Below are 9,494 nucleotides of genomic sequence, written 5' to 3' on the forward strand. Positions count from 1 at the left end.
CTTTAGCATTCTTCGGAATGTCATGGAGGATATGGAGCTTTCGATGAAGCGGGCGCGTGAGCGATCCCGTGGAGAGATCACTAGTGAGAATGATGACATGAGTAGCGACAAAGAGTGTGAGAGACACTCTCGCCGAAAGTCCAAGGGTTCCTGCTTAAAGCTAATCTGAGCAGGGTAAGCCGACCCCTAAGGCGAGGCCGAAAGGCGTAGTCGATGGGAACCAGGTTAATATTCCTGGGCCAGATGGAAGTGACGGATCGTGAAGGTTGTTCACCCTTATTGGATTGGGTGGGCCGCTAATCGGTTCCTGGAAATAGCTCCATCATGAGATCGTACCCTAAACCGACACAGGTGGACTGGTAGAGCATACCAAGGCGCTTGAGAGAACGATGTTGAAGGAACTCGGCAAAATACCTCCGTAAGTTCGCGAGAAGGAGGCCCAGTTTCTACGCAAGTATTGACTGGGGGCACAAACCAGGGGGTGGCGACTGTTTACTAAAAACACAGGGCTCTGCGAAGTCGCAAGACGACGTATAGGGTCTGACGCCTGCCCGGTGCCTGAAGGTTAAAAGGAGGGGTGAGAGCCTCGAATTGAAGCCCAGGTAAACGGCGGCCGTAACTATAACGGTCCTAAGGTAGCGAAATTCCTTGTCGGGTAAGTTCCGACCTGCACGAATGGCGTAACGACTTCCCCGCTGTCTCCAACATCGACTCAGCGAAATTGAATTGCCTGTCAAGATGCAGGCTTCCCGCGGTTAGACGGAAAGACCCCGTGCACCTTTACTACAGCTTCACACTGGCATCAGGCCATGCATGTGCAGGATAGGTGGTGGGCATTGAAACCGGAACGCCAGTTCCGGTGGAGCCTCCCTTGAGATACCACCCTTGCATTGCTTGATGTCTAACCGCGGTCCGTTATCCGGATCCGGGACCCTGTGTGGCGGGTAGTTTGACTGGGGCGGTCGCCTCCTAAAGCGTAACGGAGGCGCGCGAAGGTTGGCTCAGAGCGGTCGGAAATCGCTCGTTGAGTGCAATGGCAGAAGCCAGCCTGACTGCGAGACTGACAAGTCGAGCAGAGTCGAAAGACGGCCATAGTGATCCGGTGGTCCCGAGTGGAAGGGCCATCGCTCAACGGATAAAAGGTACGCCGGGGATAACAGGCTGATACTGCCCAAGAGTCCATATCGACGGCAGTGTTTGGCACCTCGATGTCGGCTCATCTCATCCTGGGGCTGGAGCAGGTCCCAAGGGTACGGCTGTTCGCCGTTTAAAGAGGTACGTGAGCTGGGTTTAGAACGTCGTGAGACAGTTCGGTCCCTATCTGCCGTGGGTGTAGGATACTTGAGAGGAGTTGCCCTAGTACGAGAGGACCGGGGTGAACGATCCACTGGTGGACCTGTTGTTGCGCCAGCAGCAGTGCAGGGTAGCTATGATCGGACAGGATAACCGCTGAAGGCATCTAAGCGGGAAGCCCCCCTCAAAACAAGGTATCCCTGAGGGCCGTGGTAGACCACCACGTCGATAGGCCGGAGATGTAAGTGCAGTAATGCATTCAGTTGACCGGTACTAATGGCCCGATAGGCTTGATTTGATCCAGTAATAGACAGACATCACTGGAACCAAACAAGTCATACACAACACAATCAGTAATACTGACTTGGACAACACCGAATAAGTTTGAATTGGCTAAAGCCAATATCAAACTGCTTATCTATTTACTCGGTTTGGTGATCATAGCACGAGTGAAACACCCGGTCCCATTCCGAACCCGGCCGTTAAGCACCGTTGCGCCGATGGTACTGCATCTTAAGGTGTGGGAGAGTAGGGCATCGCCAAACCTAGTAAATAGATAAACAAAAATATGTATCTCTCATAAACGATGATACATCTATTCGACCTTGACGCGGGATGGAGCAGCCCGGTAGCTCGTCAGGCTCATAACCTGAAGGTCGTAGGTTCAAATCCTACTCCCGCAACCAGGTCGAATATCCAATACACAGCCCGTTAAGACTACAATTGACCCCCCAGATGTTCCGGCGGACATTGGTCCTCCTGACCAACTCCTAATCGCCTACACTGCTTAACGCCTTCACCTCCTCAGGCGCATAACCTGAAGGTCGTAGGGTCAAATCCTACTCCCGCAACCAAACAATAAATGCAACTAATGAAAATCGCGGCTTGGGAATAAACGTTTTGCCTGATCGCGCGGGTGCATTGCGCGTGCAGGGTAGCGAGACTGTTTGGGGGTGTCGTCTGTGCGGGCAGCCTCGGTCTGAAGCGCCTCGGGTTGCGGATGGCCTAAGTCAGACAGGCGGTAGGAAAGATCCTGAATGTCCTGTGCAATCAAATGCACGACAATGCCTTCTCGCTGCAGATATCCTGTGACCTGCAGAAGACGCCCTCCCATAACGATGCGCCGGAAGCGTTCGTAAACCTTTGGCCAGACAACCACGTTGCTGACACCGGTTTCATCCTCAAGGGTCAGGAAGATCACACCGGACGCGGTGCCTGGGCGTTGCCGCGTGATCACAAGGCCGCAGACGCTATAGCGACCAAGTTTTATGTCTTGCAACGAGGCATGAGTTACCAGACCGGGAAGGTTTGGGCGTAGTAATTCCATTGGGTGCGCGCGCAGGGTCAGGCGGGTGGACACATAGTCTTCTACAACCTCCTCGCCCAAATGCATGTTGGGTAAATCTATGTCAGGTTCATAGATACCTTCCCCATCAATCTGATCATCAAAAAGCGGTAAAGGTTTATCGCTTTGGATGGCTTTCGCCTGCCAGATCGCATCTCTTCGGCCCAGACCGATATCAGAAAATGTGTCTGCCTCTGCTAGACTAGCCAGAACGTGGGGGCGCAGCCCCGCGCGCAGCCACAGCGATTCCAGGTCGGGATAGCCATTGCCTCTGGCCGCGACGAGCCATTCAGCATCTTCCTCTTTGAAACCTTTGATCTGCCGAAAACCGAGACGCAGAGCCAATGTTCCATCTGGACGGCGTTCCAATGTATTGTCCCATTCGGAGTGATTGATGCAAATCGGGCGGGTTTCAACCTCATGTTCGCGGGCATCGCGCACGATCTGTGCTGGGGCATAAAACCCCATGGGCTGAGAGTTTAGTAAAGCGCAGGCGAAAATCGCTGGGTGATGGCATTTGAGCCAGGCTGAGACATAGGCCAGCATGGCAAAGGCTGCGGCATGGCTTTCGGGGAATCCGTAATCGGCAAAACCTTCGATCTGACCGAAACAGCGATCGGCGATCTCTGGGTTATAGCCATTGTCCAGCATACCCGCGATGAACTTGTCCCGGTATTTGCCAATAGTGCCCATGCGCCGGAAAGAAGCGAGAGATCTCCGGAGGTGATCGGCTTCTTCTGCAGAGAAACCAGCGCCGACCACTGCAATTTGAAGCGCCTGTTCCTGAAAGAGCGGGACGCCTAGGGTGCGTTTTGTGACCTCTTCCAAGGCGGGGCCAAAGGGTTCGGGTTTTTCTAATCCATTGCGGCGGCGAATATAGGGTTGCACCATGTCCCCCTGGATGGGGCCGGGGCGAACGATGGCGACTTCAATCACGAGATCATAGAATTCCCGCGGTTTCATGCGCGGTAAGAAGTTCATCTGCGCTCGGCTCTCGACCTGAAAAACGCCAACCGCATCGGCACGGCAGAGCATGTCGTAGGTGGCTCTGTCTCCCTGAGGGATGGACGCAATCGTATGAGTGATATTGTCGTGCTGTTCCATCAAGGCGAAAGCCTTGCGGATACAGCTGAGCATCCCCAAACCCAAGACATCCACCTTTAGAATACCAAGCGCATCGATGTCATCTTTGTCCCAACAGATGACCGTGCGATCTTCCATGGCAGCGTTTTCAATTGGCGCCAATTCATCAAGCCGCCCACGGGTGATGACGAACCCACCGACATGCTGAGAAAGATGCCTTGGAAAGCCAATGATTTCCCCAATGAGCCGGATCGTTTGCATCAACCGGCGATCATCGGGGTCAAGGCCAAGCTCGCGAATTCGATCCAGATCAACCCCGCCATTGCTCATGCCCCAGATCTGACCAGATAGGCCTGCGGTTACATCCTGACTGAGCCCCATCACTTTGCCGACCTCGCGGATGGCGGCGCGGCTTCGGAAATGAATGACGGTCGCACAGAGACCAGCGCGTTCCCGGCCATATTTTTCGTAGATATGTTGAATGACTTCTTCACGGCGCTCGTGTTCGAAATCCACATCAATATCTGGCGGTTCGCCACGATGTTTAGAGACAAAGCGTTCAAACACCATGGCGATCATATCGGGCTTCACATCGGTGATACCCAGCAGATAACAGAGGATGGAATTGGCTGCTGATCCGCGCCCCTGACAGAGAATTCCTTGCGACTTGGCAAATTGCACAATGTCATAAACGGTGAGGAAATAGGCAGGGAAGGCGAGCTCTTTGACAACAGCCAGTTCCTTTTCCATCAGCTCTAGCGCTCTGGCTGGTGGGCCTTCTGGATAGCGATGTTTTAGCCCCTCTTGGGCCAGACGTTCCAACCGCTCCTGTGGTGTTTCGCCCTCGGTTTCTTCATGTGGATATTCATAAGAGAGTTCGCCAAGGTCAAAACTGCAGCGGTCCGCGATCTCTAATGTGCGCCGCAGGGCGGCGGGGTGGTCCCGAAACACACGCGCCATGTCGATGCCGGTTTTCAGGCGACGTTCGGCATTGGGCAGGGCGCGGGTGCCGATGTCATCAATTGTTATATGCTCCCGCATGCAGGTGAGCACATCCGCCAGCTGTCGTCGGTTCGCCCGGTGCATCAAGACATCGCCGACCGCGACCATTGGGGCGCCAGCGCGTTGTGCTAACCGCGCACAGGCCGCCAGATAGGCCTGATCATTGCCATCATAGGGGGGCGTCGCCCCTAGAAAGACGTGATTTGGGAAATGGCGGGCGAGTTTTCGAATATCTGTTGTGGACTGGTTTAAGGGTCCCTGAGGCAAGGCGATCAAGATCATGCCTTTGCAGGCAGCCAGAAGATCCTGAAGGTAGAGAAGGCATTGCCCTTTTTCGGCCCGCCGTTTGCCCAAGGTTAAGAGACGTGTCAGCCGTTGATAGGCGGCTCGGTCGCGAGGCAATGCCACCCAGTCTACTGGACTGTCTTGCAAAATAAGGCGGCAGCCAACGATAAGCTTCGGCAGTTTTTCTATGAATGGCAGGTCGAGGGGCACGCTATCGCCGATCTCTTGACGGGATGAAGAATCCACGCGCTTATGGGATCGAATTTGGAGTGTTTCTTCTGTTTCATGTTTGAGCTGCTTTAAGGCGTTCCACGCTCGCACCACACCTGCCAGCGAATTGTGATCGGTGATTGCCAGCGCAGACAGACCCAACTCTGCGGCGCGCAAAACCAGCTCTTCAGGATGTGAAGCGCCGGTCAGAAAGGTGAAATTTGTGGTTATGCAGAGCTCTGCATAAGCCTCGCCTTTCATCCGCTGGGGCAGCATTTCGCGCGGGGTGATTTGTGGTCGATTGGGGTCGGTCATGCGAACTCTCCCTGCACAAACCAGCCCGGGTTTTGCGGCGTATAAAACAGCCAGAGCCGTCGCCCTTGCCGAGTTTCCACCCGCCAATAGTCGCGTAAACCAGAGCGCCAGTTTTCATCTTCCAGCCACCATTCCGGCGCGATCCGCTCTGGTCCAATGGCGCGACCTGTCGTCAGAAACATACGCCGCCAGCGAAATCTTTGGGGTGGGCGAGGTCCGGTTGCGGCGATCGGTTCCGGGGGGAAAAGGCTAATCGGGCGTTTGTTGATCACAGCCCATGTACGGGCGGGGTCCGAGTAGGCCGCAGAGGCCACGATAAAACTGCGCTCGGGAATATGGCTGTCAGCGGGCAGAAAGCGTTGAATGTTCTCAAGTCCGATCCGCGTTCCAAGACGCGAGATCAGATCATCGAGCTTATCTTTGCCGCCATCAGACACATGGCTGACCTGCTGCACTGGCAGGCTTTCAACCTCTGTGGCTTCCAGCCGCAACATATCAATGCCATAGCCAGCATCCATTTCTGACAAGCCGCGTTCAAACAGAGGCAAAATACGTTGCGGATTGCGCAAAGGGCGTGCGAGGCGCAGCTCAACCTGCTGATGGTCTTGGTCAACGCGGCGCAGAGTGACACAGAGCTTTCGCGCGCCCATCTCTTGGCTTTTGAGCTTTGCACAAAGCTGGATCAGCAGCCGCTCCGTTCCCGCCATAACATCTGGCAAAAGACCAATGGGTTCAGGCAGCGTCATGCGCACCGCATAATGTGGCGCATCGGCTTGTGGCGATATTTCTTCGGGCTGCCGGTCCAGAGCCTGATCTAATCGCAGTAAAAGCTTTGGCCCAAAGCGACGGGTCAATGGCGCGCGGGCCGCCTTTGCAAGATCGCCGATCGTGCGTAGTCCCAGTCGCTGCAGCGAGATCGACATTTTTTCATCAATTCGCAGGGCTGCGACCGGCAATGATTTGATGGCGGGTAGGGCGTTCCCACTTGCTGCAACACCTTCGCCATAATGCGCCAATGCCCAGGCTGCTCCACGCGTATCCGCCAGACCAATCTGCACAGACAGCCCTGCGCGCATCAGGCGGCTGCGCATATCCGAAAGCATAACCTCTTCGCCCCCATAAAGATGAGTCGATCCCGTGACATCCAAAACCAACCCGTTTTCGCCTTCCAACCCAACCCAAGGGCAATAGCGCGTCGCCCAACGGCGCAGCGTTTGCAGGAACTTCAGATCATATTGGGGCTGGGCTTCGGCGCTTTTTAAATCAGGGCAAAAGGCGCGCGCATCTGAATATGGCATGCCTTGCTGAAGGCCCTGCGCAATAGCCTCTGTGTTTAGGCAATAGATGCGATTGGCATTGTTCTGTTTCAGCGTCAGGGCAAAGGGCCCATCTATCGGGTACTGGCGGAGAACCCGGTCACTCGCGAGACGGGGGAACCATAACGAGACGACGCGACGCGACATTCCATCGAACATGCCAGACACCCAATGTTCCTGATTTGTTCTTTATAAGTTCCCACCTTTGCAGAGTCGAGTCCGCTGCCGTGGTATCGGCGTCAAAAACGGGTGTGCACCGCCACCGGGTTTCCGCCGCATTGCTGCCATGGCCTTCTGGAATGATCGTAAGACCCGTGGATTTTCCCTCACGCGCCGCAAGCTGCAATCGCCGGCCTTCGGTCAGGCCAATCGGTTTGCTCAGAGTCATAACAACAAGCGCAACCGCACCTGATCGCAAAGCCTCCTCGGCAGCCGCAAGGGTTTCCAGCTGATGCTCAGTTTTACAGAGTGTCAGATCCGCGGGCTCGATGAACTCCGCAAATCCGATTGGGTTGATCTGCTGCTGATCCCAGCTTTCTCGTAGCCACATCACGTGTTGGCCCAATCGCGCTGCCAGAGCAAAGGCAAAGACATGGCTTCCTGCGCCGCAAACCTCATGGGTCCGGGTCTTCGCAAGAGGGAAAGGAATTTGATCAGTCGGCTGCATGCCAAAAGCATATCGTCATAAATCTCAGAGAGACAAGGCCAGACGGAGCTTTCAAATTTCCATACTCCATGCGATGGAAGAATGAATTCAGATAGCCAGTAGGAATTTTAGCAATGGCCCCCAAATTTGGGACAAGTGGCGTCCGCGGTCTTGTGACGGAACTGACAGAGACTCTTGTGGCGGATTATGTGGCGGCATTCATCGCAGAGTGCGCCACCAGTGACACGATTTATATCGGCTGGGATCTTCGCGAGAGTTCCCCAGAGATCGCTCATACCTGTATCGAAACAGCCCAGTCCTTCGGTATTTCGGTGGTGAACTGCGGTGTCCTTCCGACGCCTGCTCTTGCCTATGCCGCGCAAAAAGCAAAAGCGGGCGCGATCATGGTCACAGGCAGCCATATCCCGGCAGACCGCAATGGAATTAAGTTCTACACTGTCGAAGGTGAGATCACGAAAGCGGATGAAGCGAGAATCACTGAGGCGCTTGGTCGTCCGGTGCAGAGCGACTCGCCAAAAGGTCGAAACATCGATGGGGCGCTTGCTGCAAATGCCCTATTTAAGACACGCTACACATCGATTTTCAGCAACACCCTTTTGGCAGGGCTCCGCATTGGTGTTTATCAACACAGTTCAGTTGCGCGCGATATCCTGATGGAGCTCTTACAAGACCTCGGCGCAACAGCCGTGGCTTTAGAAAGAACGGATTCGTTTGTTCCCGTTGATACCGAAGCGGTCGACCAATCCGCACGTGCGAAGTTCTCTGGCTGGTGCCAGCAACATAGTCTGGACGCTTTAGTCTCGACGGATGGGGATGCAGACCGTCCAATGCTGACGGATTCGCAAGGCAATGTGGTTGCGGGTGATGTCTTGGGTGCCATTACCGCCCGCTACCTTGGTGCAACAGAACTCTGCACGCCAGTTTCATCAAATACGATGATTTCTGAGATGTCAGAGTTTGCGGAGATTCACTTGACGCAGATCGGCTCTCCCTATGTGGTGGCAAGCATTGAGCAGGCACTGGCGGCTAGAGCGGATGTTAAGGTCGTTGGATATGAAGCCAACGGGGGATTCCTTTTGGGCTTCACCTACCAAAGCGAATTCGGTTCCATCGAACCTTTGCTCACTCGGGACTGCATCCTGCCGATTCTCGCCACACTGGCAGCAGCCCGGCAGGCGAACACAAGCGTTTCCGACCTGATTCAAACATTGCCCAACCGATTCACAGCCGCGGATCGCATCGCTGGTGTGAAACCTGAAGCATCCAAGTCTTTCCTGAATGACCTGCAAAAGAGTGCCGACAAGCGACAGGAGTTTTTTACAGCCGATTCTGAAGAGATTGCACTGGATTGCACCGACGGACTGCGAGTCAGCTTCGCCAACGGAGATATTGTGCATTTGCGCCCATCCGGGAACGCGCCGGAATTTCGCTGCTATGCTGAATCAGTCAATGCAGAGCGTTCCCGTGAACTTGTGTCTCTGCATTTGCAGCGTGTCGCGTCTCAACTGCGATAAAGTGCAGTTGTGTCAGGCCTGAAAAAGCAAAAGGACGCCGATTTGGCGTCCTTTTTGTCAGAGAGGATTTGAAGCGACTTACTTGTCGTTCAGGTAATCCACCCAATGTGGCACAGTGTGCTTGCCCATAGATGCAGCAATGTTGCCTACCAAGGTTTGCAGCAGTGTGAAGCCGGTCACCTTTGCAAAGTTTTGTGCAATAACAGCCATGATGAATCTCCATTCGCATTCTTGTGTTCCTCATAGGAAGTTCACTCAATGACTACCAATGCCAGTTTTGCATAGCTGCGTTGCAATTGTTGATAAATTGCCTGTTGTTTAGGCGTCTCTATGCGCATTCCCTTATTTTAAAGGAGCTATGAGGTGTGCCTTGAACGTCTGTGACCCCGGCAATCTCGTTTTTTGAGGGCGGCTCACAAAAAACGAAAATTTCTTCAAAAAGGGGGTTGCGACTCTCTGGGGTG

The 9,494-nt window shown here is 54.3% G+C and carries 5 protein-coding genes, 1 tRNA gene and 2 rRNA genes (1 of these 8 running past the window's edge); 4 read left to right on the forward strand and 4 right to left on the reverse strand.

From position 1 onward, the window contains the following. From M0D42_RS15975 to M0D42_RS15985, 3 genes are all read left to right on the forward strand, one after another. Window positions 1-1,591: ribosomal RNA gene (locus tag M0D42_RS15975) — 23S ribosomal RNA — on the forward strand (it extends 1,239 nt beyond the left edge of the window). A 132-nt stretch (window positions 1,592-1,723) separates the two neighbouring features. Continuing rightward, window positions 1,724-1,838: ribosomal RNA gene (gene rrf / locus M0D42_RS15980) — 5S ribosomal RNA — on the forward strand. A gap of 64 nt (window positions 1,839-1,902) precedes the next feature. Next, window positions 1,903-1,979: transfer RNA gene (locus tag M0D42_RS15985), tRNA-Met, on the forward strand. Window positions 1,980-2,161: 182 nt separating this feature from the next. Here M0D42_RS15985 and M0D42_RS15990 read toward each other — a convergent pair. Genes M0D42_RS15990 through M0D42_RS16000 form a run of 3 tightly spaced genes read right to left on the reverse strand, consistent with a single transcriptional unit; the run spans window position 2,162 to window position 7,516 of the window. Continuing rightward, complete coding sequence (locus tag M0D42_RS15990) at window positions 2,162-5,494, reverse strand: error-prone DNA polymerase (protein ID WP_265021192.1); 3,333 nt, start codon at window positions 5,492-5,494, stop codon at window positions 2,162-2,164. A 35-nt stretch (window positions 5,495-5,529) separates the two neighbouring features. Beyond that, window positions 5,530-7,008 (reverse strand): Y-family DNA polymerase, encoded by a 1,479-nt coding sequence (locus M0D42_RS15995; protein ID WP_265021193.1) that lies wholly within the window; start codon window positions 7,006-7,008, stop codon window positions 5,530-5,532. Beyond that, the gene (locus M0D42_RS16000; RefSeq protein ID WP_265019583.1) at window positions 6,950-7,516 is read right to left on the reverse strand and encodes an ImuA family protein; all 567 of its coding nucleotides are present in this window, start codon (window positions 7,514-7,516) and stop codon (window positions 6,950-6,952) included. The genes M0D42_RS15995 and M0D42_RS16000 overlap by 59 nt, the downstream gene beginning before the upstream one ends. Window positions 7,517-7,629: 113 nt before the next feature. On the opposite strand from M0D42_RS16000, the gene M0D42_RS16005 reads away from it, so the two are divergent. After that, window positions 7,630-9,030 (forward strand): phosphomannomutase, encoded by a 1,401-nt coding sequence (locus M0D42_RS16005; protein WP_265019584.1) that lies wholly within the window; start codon window positions 7,630-7,632, stop codon window positions 9,028-9,030. Between the two features lie 78 nt (window positions 9,031-9,108). Here M0D42_RS16005 and M0D42_RS16010 read toward each other — a convergent pair whose 3' ends face one another. Next, complete coding sequence (locus tag M0D42_RS16010; RefSeq protein ID WP_265019585.1) at window positions 9,109-9,240, reverse strand: hypothetical protein; 132 nt, start codon at window positions 9,238-9,240, stop codon at window positions 9,109-9,111. Between the last annotated feature and the right edge of the window lie 254 nt (window positions 9,241-9,494).

The sequence above is a fragment of the Cognatishimia activa genome, assembly GCF_026016445.1.
Lineage (GTDB): Bacteria > Pseudomonadota > Alphaproteobacteria > Rhodobacterales > Rhodobacteraceae > Cognatishimia > Cognatishimia activa_B.